Source organism: Streptomyces sp. NRRL WC-3549, assembly GCF_000721935.1.
Classification (GTDB): domain Bacteria; phylum Actinomycetota; class Actinomycetes; order Streptomycetales; family Streptomycetaceae; genus Streptomyces.
In genome coordinates, this window is the sequence record NZ_KL585447.1 from 3017 (window position 1) to 3535 (window position 519).

Sequence of the window (519 nt, forward strand, 5' to 3'; positions counted from 1 at the left end):
TCGACGAGGTGCGCTACCTGCTCTCCCTGCTGCCGGGCAACAACCGCGAGACACCGCCCCCGGCGCCCAGCGAGGACCCGCCCGACCGGCGCTGCGAGGCACTCCTCGACCTGGTCCCCGTGGACAGCAACCGGCCGTACGACATGCGGCAGGTGATCGAGGAGATCGTCGACGACGGTGAGTACCTGGAGGTCCACGAACGCTGGGCCACCAACATCATCTGTGCGCTGACCCGGCTCGGCGGCCAGGTGGTCGGTGTCGTCGCCAACCAGCCCCGGTCCCTCGCCGGTGTCCTGGACATCGAGGCGAGCGAGAAGGCCGCGCGCTTCGTACAACTGTGTGACGCCTTCAGCATCCCGATCGTCACCCTGCTCGACGTGCCCGGGTTCCTGCCGGGCGTAGGACAGGAGCACGGCGGCATCATCCGGCACGGCGCCAAGCTGCTGTACGCCTACTGCGACGCGACCGTACCGAGGATCTCGCTGATCCTCCGGAAGGCGTACGGCGGCGCGTACATCG

At 68.8% G+C, this 519-nt stretch carries 1 protein-coding gene; it reads left to right on the plus strand.

The features are described 5' to 3' along the window. Positions 1–519: carboxyl transferase domain-containing protein (locus IH13_RS0134910; protein WP_031090996.1), on the plus strand; the 519-nt coding region annotated here is incomplete at both ends.